Origin of the sequence: Eubacterium aggregans (assembly GCF_900107815.1) — a bacterium.
GTDB lineage: Bacteria > Bacillota > Clostridia > Eubacteriales > Eubacteriaceae > Eubacterium_O > Eubacterium_O aggregans.
Map to the genome: position 1 here is coordinate 1 of NZ_FNRK01000013.1, position 18,117 is coordinate 18,117.

Annotated in this window: 13 protein-coding genes; 11 read left to right on the top strand and 2 right to left on the bottom strand. The window is 47.8% G+C overall.

Features of this window, described 5'->3' with window-relative positions:
- Positions 1-259, bottom strand: a 259-nt coding sequence (locus tag BLW33_RS08465; RefSeq protein WP_143032612.1) for a transposase, incomplete at its 3' end; no start/stop codon positions are given.
- Positions 260-698: 439 nt separating this feature from the next.
- Here BLW33_RS08465 and BLW33_RS08470 point away from each other — a divergent pair.
- The 9 genes from BLW33_RS08470 to BLW33_RS08510 all read left to right on the top strand — a co-directional run bounded on the left by BLW33_RS08470 (position 699) and on the right by BLW33_RS08510 (position 14,423).
- Complete coding sequence (locus tag BLW33_RS08470) at positions 699-5,942, top strand: Spy0128 family protein (RefSeq protein ID WP_176966675.1); 5,244 nt, start codon at positions 699-701, stop codon at positions 5,940-5,942.
- 180 nt (positions 5,943-6,122) lie between these two features.
- On the top strand, positions 6,123-6,458 hold the full coding sequence (locus BLW33_RS08475; protein WP_341456153.1) for a helicase-related protein: 336 nt from the start codon (positions 6,123-6,125) through the stop codon (positions 6,456-6,458).
- Positions 6,427-9,057, top strand: coding sequence for an InlB B-repeat-containing protein (locus tag BLW33_RS08480; RefSeq protein ID WP_090307601.1), 2,631 nt, complete (start codon positions 6,427-6,429; stop codon positions 9,055-9,057). The genes BLW33_RS08475 and BLW33_RS08480 overlap by 32 nt, the downstream gene beginning before the upstream one ends.
- Complete coding sequence (locus tag BLW33_RS08485; RefSeq protein ID WP_143032613.1) at positions 9,018-9,839, top strand: hypothetical protein; 822 nt, start codon at positions 9,018-9,020, stop codon at positions 9,837-9,839. The genes BLW33_RS08480 and BLW33_RS08485 overlap by 40 nt, the downstream gene beginning before the upstream one ends.
- On the top strand, positions 9,820-10,311 hold the full coding sequence (locus BLW33_RS08490) for a hypothetical protein (RefSeq protein ID WP_090307605.1): 492 nt from the start codon (positions 9,820-9,822) through the stop codon (positions 10,309-10,311). Before BLW33_RS08485 ends, BLW33_RS08490 begins: the two co-directional genes overlap by 20 nt.
- Before the next feature lie 23 nt (positions 10,312-10,334).
- Entirely contained in the window at positions 10,335-10,928 is a 594-nt protein-coding gene (locus BLW33_RS08495; RefSeq protein WP_090307607.1) for a hypothetical protein, read from the top strand.
- Entirely contained in the window at positions 10,918-11,220 is a 303-nt protein-coding gene (locus BLW33_RS08500; RefSeq protein WP_090307610.1) for a hypothetical protein, read from the top strand. The genes BLW33_RS08495 and BLW33_RS08500 overlap by 11 nt, the downstream gene beginning before the upstream one ends.
- Positions 11,221-11,361: 141 nt before the next feature.
- Positions 11,362-13,767, top strand: coding sequence for a LuxR C-terminal-related transcriptional regulator (locus tag BLW33_RS08505; RefSeq protein WP_090307613.1), 2,406 nt, complete (start codon positions 11,362-11,364; stop codon positions 13,765-13,767).
- A 95-nt stretch (positions 13,768-13,862) separates the two neighbouring features.
- Entirely contained in the window at positions 13,863-14,423 is a 561-nt protein-coding gene (locus tag BLW33_RS08510; protein ID WP_242911631.1) for an N-acetyltransferase, read from the top strand.
- Here BLW33_RS08510 and BLW33_RS08515 read toward each other — a convergent pair.
- Positions 14,375-15,076, bottom strand: coding sequence for a metallophosphoesterase (locus BLW33_RS08515; protein ID WP_423230243.1), 702 nt, complete (start codon positions 15,074-15,076; stop codon positions 14,375-14,377). The genes BLW33_RS08510 and BLW33_RS08515 overlap by 49 nt on opposite strands.
- Before the next feature lie 263 nt (positions 15,077-15,339).
- Between BLW33_RS08515 and BLW33_RS08520 the strand changes: the two genes are divergently transcribed.
- Positions 15,340-16,767 (top strand): APC family permease, encoded by a 1,428-nt coding sequence (locus BLW33_RS08520; protein ID WP_090307618.1) that lies wholly within the window; start codon positions 15,340-15,342, stop codon positions 16,765-16,767.
- Entirely contained in the window at positions 16,768-18,087 is a 1,320-nt protein-coding gene (locus BLW33_RS08525; RefSeq protein ID WP_090307619.1) for a M18 family aminopeptidase, read from the top strand.
- Positions 18,088-18,117: the final 30 nt, after the last annotated feature.

The following is an 18,117-nucleotide window of genomic DNA, read 5'->3' on the forward strand; positions in this document are numbered from 1 at the left end:
CATCCTGAAGGATTTCGATTTCTTCTTCACGTTCCCGAAGTCTACGCCTTAGTTGATTGTTTTCATCGGCCAGGGCGACCGTACCACCTTTTTTCTGGATTAAGGCATCAACTTCGCTTTGATGATGCTTCGCCTTGCTAATCCAGGTATACATTGTATCAAGATTGATGTTGAGGCGTTCAGATGCTGGCCGTGCGCCAATTTCTTGAGATAGCTTGACAGCCTCTGCTCTGAATTCGGGTGTGTATTTTTTTGCCATTTGGGTGTACAGTCCTCTCTGTTTTCTTTATTTTATCATTTCCTTGTAGTTTTGACTGTACTTTTATGATAACACTCCAGTATTTCTTGCAGCCAAAATCATTAAAACCGCAAGAACTGTAATTATGAATTTGTCAGAAAACTATCCGTACAAGGAAGTGTATGAAAAATGTCTGGTATAATAAAGATATCATCTTGAAAATCGAGTGTTGCTCTGTGGATAACTTGCAGGGTTTAATAAGTATCTTTACTCCAAAGTTGCAATCAATAATTTATTGAAAAAGATTGAAAGGTGGTGGTAAATAATGTTACAATGTGGGAGTATCAGTTTAAATTCTTCGTGAAATAGTGTTCTTTTAAGCTAATAAAAAATGCACGTGGAATTTAGGGAATAGAGATTTTCTATAAAAATGATAATTTTGAGAAGGGAGATTATAAAAATGAAAGGAAAAATACGTTCATTTATTAGTTGGGTAATGACGGTACTGATGATTTTCAGCAGCATGCCTGCAAGCATTGTCTCTGCTGAAAATACGGGAACAGATAAAACATCTGTGCTAACGAGTGTCAAGGCCGTTGTCAGCCAGAATGGGACGGAAATTGCCGATAATGGTTCAATATCCGGCAAAGACAATGTTTCAGTAGTGGTATCATTTAAAATACCTACAGGAAACGACGAAGCTTCCCCGAATATCCAGGTGAAAAATGGGGATACTGCCTCTTTTGGGGTGGCTAAGGGATTTAATCTTGCAGGAGAAAAGAGTACGAACCTGCTTACAAAAGAAGGAAAAACAGTTGGAAATATTCGGCTTACTAAAAATGATAAATCGGGTGAAATTACCGCAAGTGTAATATTTAACTGGGACGATAAGGCATTTGATCCTTCAAGCAAGGACATAGCTGCCGAGTTTCATCTGAATCTGGCATATAATACGGATGGTGAAAATGGGACCTCCGGGGATCACAATGTATCAATTCTTAATAAGAATTACATTGTAAGTATGTCTGCACAAGAACCTGACGAAAGCAAAGCACAGAATTCTGAGTCTACAGTAGATACGGATGAAAAACAGACAATAAAACGCAGTGTGCTTGCAGCGGGAAAAGATGTAACAAATCTGCTGGCATCTCTGTTAACATCTGTAAAGCAGGATGGAAAAGAAATAGAAGATGATGGGGTAATCCTGGATGACCAGCCAATAGAGCTTTCTGCTTCCTTTGATGTTCCTGTTCTGGGAGATGGAGGAGATGACGGAACCTATATTGAAAAAGGGGATTACGCTTTAATACCTTTAAGTAATTCGATTAAGGCTCCTGATTCATCAGAAGCGATTGCTCTGAAGACAGCGGGTGGGGTTATTGTTGGACATGTAACCTTTATAGATGTTGATGGAGTGGTGACAGCAAGAATTGACTTCGACGGAAACGATGAGGTATTTAACGGCGAGAAAGCGGAGGTAAACGCTTCCTTTAAAGCCACCTTTGATTTGAAAGAAGAGGGAGGGTCCTCTGGTTCGGGAGACAAGATTATTGAAATTTTCGACCGTGAATTCAATCTTGAAAAGCCAGTAGTTGAAACAGAATATTTCATGAGTAAATCCGGTGAAGTAAACCTTGCTGATCAAACTGTGGAATGGACAGTAAAGGTTTCCGGGAAACAAGGAGAAAATTTTGTAGATCTTGCAGGATATGAGCTGAAAGATAACTTAAAGGATGTCGGCGGATATGTACCAGGTTCATTTATTATCAATGATACAGGGGTTGATGATCCTGATGTAACAGATAATAATTTAAGCTATACGTTTCCAGAGAATTCAAAAGGCGAGCAGATTGTTAAATTCAAGACAACCATATCGGATGAGAAATATTATGCAAGTGGTTCACAATGGATTGGAAACAAAGCTGAGCTGTATAATGAAGATAACTTTGTTACTGAGGGCAATGGATCCATTTCATTCACACCAAAATGGATTGAGAAAAAAGGAAAGAGTGATCAGGACGGCAGCAGTGGAGTCTATAATCCAAAGGATCGCACGATTACATGGACAATCACGGCTAACGATATGGAAGCTACATTAAAAAATCCAGTGCTGACGGATGTGCTGCCAGATGGGTTGACACTGAAACAGGCAACAGTACAGTATTGGAATGGGAGTGCCTGGGGTGAGGCGACAGACATTCAACCAGACGAGAATGGTGTGTATGAAATCGGAAACACAACATCTGGAAGCGACCGGGTTCTGAATACAAAGGTCCTGCTGACGATTGTAACGAAAGTTCCAGATGAAGATTACACAGCAGGTGTGACAAACTATAAAAATAAAGCTTCTATTGCATGGGACAATCATGGAGAAATAGGTACTGGTAATGTCAATGTAGGAATTGGATACAATGCAATCAGCAAGAGCGGTCAAATTTCGGACAAAGATAATCAGACCATTCAATGGACAGTTAATGTTGATCCAAAAGGCCAGACCATACCGGATACTACTGTCTATGATTTATTGCTATATGGAAAGGAAGGCAGTTCTAAAGTAACGGATCTGTCTGCTGAGAACATTAGTGCTGATGTCATCAAAGGTTTGACGCCTCAATTCAATCAGAAGTATAAAGATAGTTCTTTCTCAGGAGAAGGGCTTAATTTAGAAGTACTTCCTGTTATAAAAGACGGAGAACGTGTGGGTGACCTGTTAGTCATTACCGGGTTTACCAGCGAGAAAGCTGCTTTTAATTTTGAATCTATTGTTACAAATCCGGATATTTTTGTATCAAATACATGGAAAGATGTTAAGAATACAGCTTCCCTTTATAGTAAAGATACGAAATTAAACAAAGCTGATGCAAAAGTTTCCTATCCAAGTTTTATGCTGAAAAAGGAAATGATTAAACGTGGTTATACAGATAATCCGGCTTCTGGAGTAAATGATGTTCTGGATGACGGGAATAATGATGGTTTTGATTATCAGGATAAATCAGCGATATTCCGTATCAGTATAAATGCCGATGGTTTAAATCTGACAAATGCAAATGGGAATCCGCTGGGAGCTGTAACGCTTACGGATACATTGCCGGATGGCTGGGAACTGTCAGAAATCACTTCTGGAAATGATTACTTAATATTTGAAGGCACTGCGAAAAATGACTGGGAAAGCAGTGTAATTGCTAAAGATACAACACCTGTTACGGTTGATGGTCTGACCCATACAAAGACAGCGAACAGTATTTCTTTAACATTTGAAACATTGGATAAGCCTTATGTTGTTCTTATTAAGGCGAAACCAAATGCTGAAACTCTGGAAAAATATTTTGGAAAAAATAGTAATAATACGGTAACAAATACCGTAAAAATGACCTCGGAGAATTGGAATACGGGAATTGAATCTAAGCGTAATGTTACAGTTAAAAGTTCATTATTATCTAAAGAAGCTGCATTAGTCGAAGCAGGTATTGTGAACTGGACTGTAGACTATAAACCTTATGAACTTGATAATATATTCAGTAAAATCGAGGACACATTACCAATGGGGCTTGATCTGCGTACAGATGCGAATGGAAATCTGCTTCTGGATGGAAACATAAAGATTACGGAATTGAAGCTGAATGCAGATAGCAGCTATACAGAAGGAGATGTAGTTACACCTGTTATTGGAAAGGATGTTTCTTACGATAATGAAACAAGAGTACTGACATTCAACATTCCAGAAAACACTAAAGCTTATCGTTTCAGCTATTTGACCGATGTGACAGGTGAGCCAGGAATAGTAACCAATCATGTAAAACTTTATGGTGGTGATGAAGAAGGCGAAAACACCAATAGTTCATATCAAATCAGTAACCAGGATGGCAATGCTACTATGAGAAAGAGTGGCTGGGTTGATATTTTCAAGATTGATGGAACTACGAAAGCTCCTCTTGCAGGTGTTGAATTCACAATCTTCGCGACAGATGGCTCAACTGTGGTCAGAAAAGGAACCACGGGTACGGAAGGGAAACTGATACTCAGAGGTCTGCCTGCCGGAAGTTTTATAATTAGAGAAACATATGCTCCGGAAGGATATAACCTTGATAAGAGCGATCACACCCTTTTCGTTGAGAAGACGGACGATACAACGGTTGTATCTGTTGATGGAAAAACAGGAGATGATGCCAATTTTATTTCACTTGAGAATTATAAAGAAGGTGAATATGCACCGACATCTGTAGTACTGCAAGCACATAAAATTCTGGAAGGAAAAAATCTGGAAGAGGGCTTGTTCACTTTCGAATTAAAAAATGAAGATGGAGAAACAATCCAGACAAAGAAAAATGATCTTGAAGGTAATGTTGTATTCGACGAAATAGAATACAATCAGCCGGGAGAGTATCATTATACGATTCAAGAAGTTTCAGGGGACGAAGCCGGTATTATATATGATAAAAATATAATCCGTGTAGCGGTTCATGTTGAAGACAAAGAGGGATACGGAAGACTCACTGCTACTCCGGAATATGTTGGAGGCAGCCAGACTTTTACAAATACCTATCAGGCAGCACCGGGAAGTGTTTTGTTGGAAGCACAGAAGGTGTTGGAAGGAAAAGAGCTGAAAGCCGGAGACTTTAGCTTCAATCTGAAAGATGAGAGCGGAAATGTTCTCCAGACAAAGACTAATGACGCTCAGGGAAAAGTTTACTTTGATTCGATTGAGTATACAGAAGCGGGACTTTATCAGTATACGATCGAAGAGGTGAAAGGAAATCTTGCGGGAGTCACCTATGACAGCCATGTAATTGACGTTACGGTAACTGTAGAAGACAAAGATGCGCAGTTAGTGGCAGAGCCAGTATATGAAGGAAGCCAGACCTTTACAAATACTTATCAGGCAGCACCTGGAAGTATTGTATTAGAGACACAGAAAATACTGGAGGGAAAAGACCTGAAGGCCGGAGACTTTAGCTTCGATTTGAAAGATGAGAGTGGAAATATTCTCCAGACAAAGGCCAACGATGCTCAGGGCAAAGTTTATTTTGATCCAATTGAGTACAACGAAACAGGAATTCATAAGTATACAATCGAAGAGGTGAAAGGAAATCTTGCAGGAGTCACCTATGACAGCCACGTAATCAATGTCACAGTAACTGTAGAAGACAAAGAGGCACAACTTGTAGCAGAGCCGGTATATGAAGGAGCCCAGACCTTTACGAATAGTTATAAACCAGCAGCCGGAAGTGTGGTTTTAGAAGCGCAGAAAGTGCTGAAAGGCAAGGAACTGAAAGCTGGAGATTTTAAATTTGAGCTGAAAGACGAGGAAGGAAATGTTCTTCAGACGCAGTCAAATGATGCTCAGGGCAAGGTTTACTTTGACCCGGTTGATTATACAAAAGCTGGAATCTATAAATATACGATCGAAGAAGTGAAAGGAAATCTTGCGGGAGTCACCTATGACAGCCATGTAATTAATGTAAAAGTAACTGTGGAAGATAATGACGGGCAGCTTGTGGCATCAACAGAATACGAAGGAGGCCAGACCTTTACAAACATTTATAAACCAGAATCACCGAAACCCGGAACTTCTGGAAAAACAGATAAACCATCAACTTCACCAAAGACAGGAGATACAAGCACACCGCTTATGTATGGGGTAATCCTCTTGGGCAGTGCAGTTGCTATAGTAGAGGCACTCAGAATTAAGAGGAAAAGAAGATAATAGATATATTGGTAGATAAGTGAAGAAAAGCCCCCTTGGACAATTCCCAATCAGTATCGGGAAAGTTGCAAGGGGGCTTTTGTTCAGGGAAAAACAGAATACCTGGAGGAACGGGTCAACTCATCCAGATACGTGTCCCACAAATCAGCACTGAAGTTTAACAATTTCATATTATCTCCTATGAGTGCCTTTTTAAGCAGCTTACCGATGACAGGTGTTTTGAAGAAATGCAGCTTTTCAGTAAGTACTTATGTGAAAGAAAAATATGGATTGAATACAGCTATGGTATCCGGTTCAGTTGAGGGACGCACAACTTGTCCAAAATTAAAAAATGACCTGAATACGGTATTGACTTGCTTTTCGCCAATCTCAAAGGACAAAAAATTGTTAATGCCGAATGATAATACAGAAATTGATTTCCTTATTGCTACCGATTGTATTTCAGAAGGTCAGAACTTGCAGGATTGCGACTATCTGATAAATTATGATATACATTGGAATCCGGTACAATTATAATGTCTGGGTCCCAGAGCACACCGCCACCCAGGAGGAGGTGGATGAGTACACCACCCTGGGCCTTGCAAATCCCCCGGCTGTGGGGGATCTGGTCCCAGGGAAATTCAGTGAGATGGCGGTGTCCGTCCAGCTCAATCCCGTGGAGTCCACGGTACCTGTGGATACCTATAACTGCACGGTTGAGGCCTACAATCTAACGGTAGCCGATGGTGAGAAAATCGACACCGTGGACATCGGCGGGACAATCTATCCCGGTATCGTCACTGGGGATCCCAGCACTTACGCTTCGGATATCGCTAAGACCGGGGCAGATACTACGGATGAAAATACCCGGGTGGCTAAGTCCAGTGCCGCCATCGGCATGAATGAGGGGAGCAGTACAGGGCTTTCCATGTCCGATACTACCGCAACCACCACCTCGGACGGCTACAGTGTCTCCATAAAAGCCTCTCTGTCAGAGACCATTAAAGCAGGGCTGAATCTAGTCATTGTCAACCTGGGAGCAGAAACCAAGCTCTCCCAGAGCTTAAGCGGGGGCTGGTCCCAGACTTGGACCACCACCAACTCCACGGGTACCACGGTGAGCGGAACCTTCCCCTCCCTGCCGAAATCGGCCCAAACGGGGACAGATACCAGCGGGAATCCCACCTCGGACTACGCCTTTAACACCACTTTAGCTCAGTGGCGGGCCGATTTAAACAATGGGGAAGCCATCAAAATGGATGACGGCAGTACCATTACTGGGCGGACTCAGGTGGTCGGCTACCTGGTAGATGGTATCGACGGGGCCCCAAGCGCCCTTCCTGAAAACCTCCATGTAGCCGCCACCACCGAGGACAGCGCCCTTCTGGCTTGGACAGTACCTTCAGCAAATGGTCGGAAGCCCGGCTCCTACAAGGTGTACTATGCCAAGGGCAGCGACGCCAACTACCAGCCCGTTAAACGCGGCGGCAGCGACCTTATCGTCAACGGGAATGCCGCTGGCTGCCTGGTCACTGGACTGAGCAGCAACTCGGATTATTATTTCAGACTGGAGGCTTACAGTGCGGTGAATGCCCAGGGAACAAAGAGCATTAAGGGCCCCTACGCCCAGGGGCGCACCAAGGGCAGCACGGACAGTTTTATGCCCATCATTGACACGCCACCCACAGATAAATATGCTAACATTGGGGATGCCGCAAATTTTGAAATAGTAGCCCATGCCCAAAAAGAAGGAGATACCTTAAGCTACCAGTGGCAGCAGCTTATCCAGGGCAATTACACGGCTACCTGGACTGATCTTCCCGGCCAAACCGCCGCCACGTTTAATGCGGCTTATTATGATGAGAATGGACAGATTACAACTGCCAATACCAATGATTTAGAGGGCACCATCTACCGTTGTGTCGTTACGGAAACCTCAGCTGCAGGGAATCAAAATGCCCGGGCTATTAGCCGCAGTGCCACTCTCCATATCGGAGGGGGAAGCGATGCCAGCCTGGCTCTGAATGTACCCATGGAGCAGGATGCCGTGGTCGATGCTGCTGACGATGGCTTAGCGGTCACCGCCATTTCCGGGAAGGCACTGGGCCTCACCGGAAGCCTGACCAAAGCCACCGTGGCAGAAAGTGCCCCAGAGGGAAACGGGGACATGTCCCTGACCAGTACCGCTGGATCGGAGGTAAAAATCCACCTCATCGATGAGGGTACGGATACCCAGAGCGCCCAAAAATCCGCCACCATCGATGCCCAGGGCGGCTACACTGCTGAGCTCGATGCACTTGCTGCCGGCAGCTATACCCTGGTGGCCACCTATCTTACCGATGGGGACACCAAAACCACCTGGTCCCAGGCCATCAGCTTGACCGTGCTGGATGCCAACACCCCCCACAGCATCACCTATAAATTAAACGGGGGAACCAATGCCTATAACAATCCAGCCACCTTTACCTTAGATACGGGTATCATTACCTTAGCGGATGCAGAAAAAACCGGAGCCACCTTCACGGGATGGTATCGGGATGCCCAGCTTACCCAGAAGGTCGAGGAAATCGACACGGCTAAAGAAGCCGGGGATATTACGCTGTATGCCGGATGGGAGAACATCATCTATACCATCCGCTACGAATTAGACGGCGGGATCAACGCAGTGGATAATCCCGAAAGCTACACCATCGACGACCACATCACCCTGGGGGCAGCCACCCGAGAGGGCTACACCTTCGAGGGCTGGTACACTGACTCGGAATTAAGTCAGGTTACCACGGGAATCCCCACGGGGACCACCGGGGATCAGGTGTTTTACGCCAAGTGGAAAGAAGTGGTCCCTCCGCCGGTAGCGCCGGATGAGTCTGGCCGCTTCCCGATTTCAAACGACGCGGACCTGGTGGCGGTAGCCCAGGCCATGGCCACGGATCCCGACACTTACACCGGGGCCAACTATTATCTCACCGGCAATATCGATGGCGGGGGCGGCACTTGGACCTTGGCCATGGGAAACGAAGCCCATCCCTTTACGGGGACCTTTGACGGTCAGGACCACTATATCCTGGGCCTGTCATGGGCAGCAGCACGGAACCGATGGGACTCTTTGGTACCATTGGAGAGACTGGACGGGTGAGCAATCTTTCCGTCATCAACTTGGATTATACTAATGGGGAAACCGTCATTGCCGGGGGACTGGTAGGTATTAATCGGGGGACCATCACGGACAGCCGGAACAATGCAGTGGTAAGCGGCGATGTTGCTGGGGGCATTGCCGGAGAAAACACCGGTGTGATTAACAATGTGTATAACATCGGAGCCACGGCGGGTACTGCTGTCGCTGGGGGCATTGCCGGCTCCAACAGCGGCAGCTTGGCCTACGGCTACAACGCTGGGGCCATTACCGGCACCGGAAGCCTGGGAGCCATCGCTGGGACCAGCACCGACACGGGAATTGGCAAATTCTATTATAGTCATGCCCTGGAAAGGGCCTGTGGGAATTTGACCAATGACCAAACAGGGGCCACAGCCATGGCAGAAAACGCCATGCGCACGGCAACCTTTCAGGAAATTCTCAATACAGATATCAGCGGACAGGATTACCGGGGGTGGGTCCAAAAGGATTCAGAAAACAGAGGCTTTCCCCGGATTGAAAAATCGGTGATTCTGGAAAGCGTCCTGGTTCAGCAGGCCATTAAGCCGGTAGATCCAATTGTGCCCGGGGGCGATTATCCCCAGGATGGCAGTATGGACGGAAGTCCATTAAGCCAGGGAGTCACCCCAATGGGAAGCACCAATACCGCCACCGGCATCAACCCATCCACCCCTTGGGGACTTATCGCCAGTCTTTCGGCCCTGGGCATTATCATCGGGACACTGGCCTTTAAAAGGAGAAAACATGGACAATCCAAAAAATAAGAATAAAAAAATCATCATCGGCCTGGGGCTGCTTCTCATCCTGGTCGGTGGGGTGTGGGCCTGGTGGTTTTACTTTGGACAGCCTCAAAATGAAGGCGGTTCTTACATCGACCCCAAGGCATCGGCCTGGGATGATCAGATAGCAGCTCCCAGTGCCGTGGAAGGAAGCATCCAGATCCCTGGATACACCAGCGCGGTGATGAACAGTGGCGACACCCAGCTTAATTTGCGGGTGGGGAATCCTGCGGGAAACACCTGTTATCTGAAAGCGACCCTCCAGCTGGAGGATGGCACCGTGCTATACGAAACCGGTCTGCTGGAGCCAGGGATGGGCTATGAGTCCATTCCCATCAGCCAGGCCATCGTTCCAGGGGAATATCGTGCTCTGGTCCATTACCAGGGGTATACCCGGGACGATCAGCAGAGGCCCTTAAACACAGCGGATTCAGCATTTACCCTGATCGTTCAATAAGAATTTAAAAAAAGAGGTTAATTATGAAAGTGAAATCAATGATTACAACGGCCCTGATCTGTGCCCTATGTGCCACCCCGGCCCTAGCCCAAAGCATCAGCGATACCACCCCCAGTGGCAGCACCGAGGTTACCGGGGTCGTCTCAAACCAGAACCCCGGTGGTGTCAGTTATGTCATCGCGATTCCGGATAAGGTGGATTTCGGCACCCTCCAGCAGCCCGGGGATAATAAAGATGCCTACAATAAAAGCATCACCTTTGACGTATCGGCCACAGAGATTAATAACCTGACCCAGGGCCAGATTGCGGTATTAATGAAGGATGGCACCGGGGACGATAATAACGCCTTCCGCATTCACGGAAAGGATGCTGCAAATACCGGTAAAAGTCTGGTGTATAGCGTTCTTGATGCGAATGGTTCCGATATTCAAAAGGGAAATCTCTACACCAATGGGTATCTGCTCTCAACCTTTAAAACAGCCGGAAATAAAGTCACAGGAACCCTCAGTCTGGCTCAGAATCAGCTGTATATGCAGGACCTGACCCAGTGGGCTGGGAACTACTCCGGGTCCATCAATTTTTACAGTGCGGTGGTCACCATGGGTGATGTCAATTAAAAAGATAGTCCTAGGGGGAGTGATTCTCATTTTGCTGGCAGTACCCCTAGGCATTGTCCAGGCTGCCCAACATTGGGAGGGCAGCACTACGGTGGAGGGTGTGATCCTGGCTGAACCAACCCCAAGCCTGGAACCATCGGCAACCCCGGCCGTAGAGGATGACGAGTCTTTTTTAGAAAGCGGAGTGAATACTGGTATTTGGGGGAGTGTGGGGTGGGCTCCAATCATCACCATAGGCTTTTATCTAGTGATAATGGGTGTTTTTCAAAGGAATAAGGGGCAGTTACCCTGAGGACTGCCTCTTTTTATTTTGCAACAAATTTTCTTTTAAAAGTGTATTTCACGGCATAAATTAGTCGTTCACACCATTTCCCTTGAAAACAAAGACCCTCCATTGGATAATAAAGGTAAATCAGAAGAAAAGGGGGAAATAATGGCAGACCAAATGGAAAATATTTATTGGAAGCAGCCCCTTCATATATTATCCGAATCCACCCAAAAGGTGGTGTATCTTTTTGCGAAGATGGGCTGGGGGAAAACGGAAATCGTCAGACAGTGGCTGGAGGAGGAAAAGCATCCCCACTACTGGATTGACTGTACCCAAAGGACCACATGGGGAAGCCTAAGGCAGTGGCTCGCCCTCGAGTCTCCGGAAAATTGCTGCTTGGTCATATTGGATAGCTTTCAGAATATCCGAAATGCCGAGCGGTTGACAGAGCTCATGGCGGAAATCAAGGCATCACCAAGGGCCTGTCGCTTCATTATTATGAGCCGGACCATGGTTCCGTCGCCACTGCGCCCGATGATGATCAGACGGGAGCTGAAGGTCATGGGGGAATCGGAGCTTTCAATGGATAGGGCAGCCGTGAAGGCCTATCTGGCTCAGGACAATATCCAGACGACCGATGAGGAGGCCGCAGAAATTCGGGCGATTTCCGGTGGATGGCCCATGGCCCTCAATGTTATTATTTTAGAAATTAAGGAAAATGGCGGCAGTCCCATTAGGGGATGCCATTATGTCCATTCCCGACGTTATTTGTATGATTTGATTGCTGAGGAAATCTATTTGCCCCTGGGAGGGGATTTGCGCCGAAACCTAATGCTCCTTGGGATGTATGAAACCTTTGATGAAGAAATGGCAGCCGTTCTGATGGACGTGGAGAATCCCCGGCCCATCCTCCAGGACATCTTGCAGATTGGAAGCTTTCTGACAGAGTTTGAGCCTGGGAAATACCATTTCACGCCCTTTATGTATTACTTTTTTATGGATCGCCGGGAACGTTGTGATCAACAGCAAATCTATATTGAGGCAAACCGTCGTCTGGGGTGCTACTTTGAGGCGAAGGGTGAGTATGTTTCTGCCTTGGAGGCTTTCTATGCCTACGGATTGTATGAAGAGGGTATCCGGGTCCTTAAAATGGTGCTGTCTCGCCCCCCAGATTCTGATGTCTATTACGAGATGGAGCCTTTTTTAGAGAAAACACCGGCCCTATGCGTAGAACGAGACCCACTGTTGTGCTACAGTATGGCTATGATCCATAGCCTGAACTATCGGGTGGCAGAGTGTAAGAATTGGTATGATCGGCTCCTTGCCTTAGAGGCAGAAGGGGGCTGGAGCGCCGAGGATCTTAAAGCCATTCGTATCGCCGTCATCTATGGAAAGATTGCCATTCCTTGTGTGTTAGGGGACCGGAAAGTCATCCGTCCCCTGTTGGAAGGGGCCGCTTTAATACGCAGTGGGGTGAACCTCTTTAACGGATTTACGGTAACGGGGAACCAACCCCGAATCATGGCTGGAAGCCGGGATTTTTGTAATTGGTGTCATCATGCACGGCTTTTGGAAAAATTTTTAAAACGTCCACTCCAGCACCTTCTCGGGAAAAAAGCGGTGGGAATTGTGGATATCGGCTTTGGGGAGAAAAGCTACCAAGAGGATGATTTGGATACTTGCCTGATCCATGCCGCAAAGGCCTTGGCCGATTGTGAGGGTGGAGGGACCTTGGATACCCTTTTTGTGGCCAAGGCCCTCCTAGCCCAGGGACTGGTGGCCCGGGGGAAGCTGGTGGAGGCAAAAAGCACCATGCTGGGCTTTCGGGATCGGCTGGTGGAAGAGGGGGGAGAAGGCCTTTTGCGCAACGTGATGGTTTTTCGCATTGGCCAATCTCTGCTGGAGGGCCCAAATCCAGGTGCTATTGAATGGTTGGAGGATGAAGGGATTGATGAAAGCATGGCCTTTCACACCACGGACCGTTATGGCTACCTCATTAAAATTCGGGCTCTTTTGTGCAGCGGTGGTGTGGAGCGGGCTCTGCCCCTGATCGAGCTGATCCATGCCTATGCCCTGGATTATAAACGGACCTATAATGTTATGGAGACCCTGGTGCTAAAGGCCATCTGTCTCCATAAGATGGGGCGGATGACCGATGCTCTGGCAGCCTTGGAGACGGCCATCACTATGGCCAGGGATTATGGCTTTATCCGGGTCTTTGCTGATGAAGGCGGGGGAATCCTGCCTGTGCTGGAGGCCTTGCCCAAGGGCACCCGGGAGGAAGACTTTGTCAAAAAAGTGACTGAGGCCACCCGGGTTTTTCAGGAGCAATACCCCAAATACTACGGGGTTCAGGGTAAGCTGGATAAGGGCCTGTTAACCAATGCAGAGCAGGTGGTTCTTGGCCAGATCGCCACTGGGCGAAGCAATGTAGAAATTGCCGAACTCCTTTCCGTTTCTCTGGCCACCGTAAAAACCCATATCAACCGAATTTACCATAAGCTGGGGGTTAAAAACAGAACCCAGGCCCTCATTAAGGCGGAACGTCTGGGGATTATTGAAAATGGATAAAAGGACCCTCCGGGGTTCTTTTTTGTACCCAGATTGCTGTGGTTTGGGAGGATATTTGTGTTAAAATAATGCATATTCTGTAAGACGGAGAAACAATGAAAGATTGTAATCTAGAGAAGAAAGGCGCAGAAGTGATGATGAAGATTCGAAAAACCACCCGGACAGATCTGCCGGAGCTCATGGACCTCTTTGCAGAGGCCCGGGCTTTTATGGCAGAGATGGGCAATGCCACCCAGTGGGTGGATGGTTATCCCAGCAGGGCCCAAATTGAGGAAGATATGGAAAGGGGTTACAGCTACGTCTGTGAGGCCCAGGGAGAAATCCTGGGGACCTTCTATTTTCCACCCGGGCCAGACCCCACCTACATCCGCATTGATGGTGGGGCCTGGCTAAACGATGCACCCTACCATGTCATTCATCGTATTGCTACCAAAGGGGGAACCACCGGGGTAGCCAGCTTTTGCCTGGAATATTGCAAATCCCTGGATGCTCATATCCGCATCGATACCCATCGGAACAATGTGCCCATGCAGAATTTTTTGAAAAAGCATGGCTTTGTGTATTGCGGTATTATTTATCTTGAAAATGGGGATGAGCGGCTGGCGTATCAGTTAATATCCACCACCACAATTTCCGGTACATTAAGAAAACGATAGGGGACCATGGTAACGCCGATGCCCTGGCTGACGTAGAGCTGGACGGCATCGGAGCGGCCTAAATCGGAGCTGGTGTAGAGGCCCTTGGTGTACTTTTTGCCTTCCTCGGGGTACATCAGCCGGGTGAGGAAGGGCAGGCGTACCTGGCCGCCGTGGGAATGGCCAGAGAGTATCAAGCCACCACCGGTGGCGGTGATGGCGTCGGCCATATCGGGCTCGTGGATCAGGATGAGGTTGTAGTCGCCATTGTCTAAGCTATAATCCCCGGAGTCTGTATGACCAAGGAGGGCATCGTCATAACCCACAATACGCAGGCCCCGCTGGGATAAGAATTCGCTGGTGTTTTCGAGGAGGGTGAATCCTCCGGCGGCCATGATATCGGGGTAGATCCACTCCGCCCCGCCGCCGTAATCGTGATTTCCCCACACGGCGTACTTGCCGTCGGTGGCTTGGATACGGGCCAGCTCAGCCGAGAGGGCATCGCTATCCAGGGCGTAGCTATCCCGGGTGTAGTTATCGATGAAGTCTCCGCCAAAGACTACCACATCGGGGCTTTGGGCGTTGATTTGATCCACAATCCGGGCAAGATTTTCCTGGGAATACAGGGTGCCGAAGTGGGTATCTGAAAAATAAACCACTCGGGTGGCGGCCACAGAATCCGGTGCAGTGATGGATTCCCGATGGACGGTGAGCAGGCTGGGCTCGATATAACGGCTGTACGCCCATAGCGCACAGGGAATGCCAATAAGAATCAGTAATATAATCATCAGTTTTTTTAAAAATCGGAACACTCTTTTACCTCGCTTTGGGTTCATCCTAACATTTGAAGATAAGAATATCTTTAAGAATGGTGATAATTTAATTTTTAAATGGTAAAATATAGATATATTTTATGAAATAGTGAGGAGAACTTTTTATGAATGGATTAGACAACGGTAACGGCAAACGGCTGTTGTGGTACAACCTCGCCTTCATGGCCTTTACGGCAGTGTGGGGCTTTGGGAATGTCATCAATGGCTTTGCCACTTACGGTGGAGTACGGGCTGTGGTTCCGTGGCTTATCATCTTTATCCTATATTTTGTGCCCTATTCTCTGATGGTCGGGGAAATGGGATCCGTATTCCCAGAGGCCGGAGGCGGCGTCAGCTCTTGGATTCTAAAGACCATTGGGCCAACGGCAGCCTTCTACGCAGGGTGGACCTACTGGATCGTCCATATGCCTTATATCTCACAGAAGCCCAATAGTATTCTCATCGCGGCCAGTTGGATTTTCTACCAGGATGCCCGTATCAGTCAGATGAGTACCCTGCTGATTCAAGGTCTTGGTCTGGTCATCTTTGCCATTGCCGTTTATCTGGCCAGCCGGGGAATGTCTTTTTTGAAAAAAATCTCTACGGTAGCAGGGATGGCCGTGTTCATCATGTCCCTTCTGTATATCCTGATGATGTGGACGGCGCCCGCCATTACCGGAGCCACGGTGAATAAAATCGATTGGTCCTTTAGCAATTTTATGCCGGAATTCAACCTGCAATTTTTTACAAGCTTTTCGATTTTAGTGTTCGCCGTTGGAGGATGCGAAAAGATTTCGCCTTATGTTAATCAGATGAAGAGTCCATCCAAGGACTTTCCCCGGGGGATGATTGCCCTGGCCATTATGGTGGCGGGCTGTGCCATTCTGGGGACCATCGCCATGGGGATGATGTTTGATTCTAATAATATCCCCAAGGACTTGATGACCAATGGTGCTTACTATGCTTTCCAGAAGCTGGGTGGATACTATAACCTGGGGAATAGCCTGATGGTGATTTATGCAGTGGCGAATTTTATTCAGAACGTGGCCGTTATTATTATCTCTATTGATGCCCCCCTGCGGATGCTCTTAGATAATGCGGATGATAACTTTATTCCCAAGGCATTATTTAAACGCAATGAGAAGGGTGTTTACACCAATGGTCTCAAAATGATTTCTGTTATTGTTGGCGTCCTTATTATCATTCCGGCCTTTGGGATCGGCAGTGTGGACGAGCTGGTCAAATGGCTGATTAAGGTGAACTCGGTGTGTATGCCTCTGCGCTACCTCTGGGTGTTTGTCGCCTATATCGCCCTGAAGAAAGCCATGGACAAATATGGCAAAGGGGATTACACCTTTATTAAAAGCAAGACCTTTGGCATTATTGTCGGGGGCTGGTGCTTTGCTGTCACCGCTGTGGCCTGCGTCATGGGGATGTATTCTGAGGATACTTTCCAATTGATTATGAATATCGTCACACCCATCGTCCTGGTAGCCCTGGGACTGATTATGCCATATTTGGCCAAGCGGAGTAAAGCGAAGGAGGACCTTTAAATGACACAAGAAGGGTCACAAACCATTTCCCAGGAAATGATGACCTTTATTCAAAACCACCCCACCAGCTTCCATGTGGTAGCGGGGATGGGAGAAATACTGGAGGCGGCGGGGTATACCCGTCTCCTCGAAAGCACCCAGTGGAGTCTTAAAGCCGGGGGCAAGTACTATGTCACCCGGAACGGATCGGCGCTTATGGCCTTCCAAATTCCCCGGACGGATTATAACGGCTTTATGATTATGGCCAGCCACAGTGATGCCCCGACCTTTAAGCTCAAGGAAAATCCAGAGATTAAAACGGCTGGAGCCTATACGACGCTGAACGTGGAGCTTTACGGCGGGGCCATCTTATCCCCTTGGTTTGACCGGCCATTATCCATTGCCGGGCGTCTGCTGGTACGGGATGGTGAGACCATACGCACCCAGCTCGTAAAAATTGATCGGGACCTGGTCCTTATTCCTAATTTGGCCATCCACATGAACCGGGAAGTCAACGCTGGGTACAAATATAACGTTCAGCGGGATCTGCTGCCACTCTACGGTGGTGGGGATGCCCGCAGCATTCAAAGGGTCATGGCGGAAGCCGCTGGCGTCTCGCCAGAGGCTATCATCGGAAGCGATTTGTACCTGTACAACCGCACCGCACCCAGCATCTGGGGAGAGGGAGAGGAATTCATGTCCAGTCCCCGGTTAGATGATACCCAGTGCGCCTATTCTTCCCTCCGGGGCTTCCTGGAGTCCACACCGACGAACAGTGTGGCGGTCCATGCCGTCTTTGATAATGAAGAGGTGGGGTCCTCCACCAAGCAGGGGGCGGCATCGACCTTTTTAAAGGATACTCTGATGCGCATTAACGCGGGCTTAGGCCGCAGCGAGACGGATTATCTTTGCTCCCTGGCCCAAAGCTTTATGCTTTCAGCGGATAATGGACACGCCCTCCATCCCAATTACGCGGATAAGACAGACCCGGTGAATCAGCCGGTACTGGGAGGCGGGGTCATTATTAAATACAGCGCCAACCAGAAGTACACCACCGATGGGGTGTCGGCGGCCCTGTGTAAAACCCTGTGCGAAGGGGGGAATATCCCCCACCAGGTTTTCGTTAACCGTTCGGATATTTTGGGCGGTTCCACGCTCGGGAATCTCTCGGGGAACCAGGTAGCCATTAATACAGTGGATGTGGGACTGGCCCAGCTGGCCATGCATTCCCCCTATGAAACCGGCGCCGTCAGCGATACCGCCTGTATGGTTGCCCTGGCCCGTCAGCTTTTTGACAGCAGCCTAGTGGAAACCGGGGCAGGGGAGTACACCTTTGTATAGATAAAAGATAAAAAAACCGGCAGTGCGCCG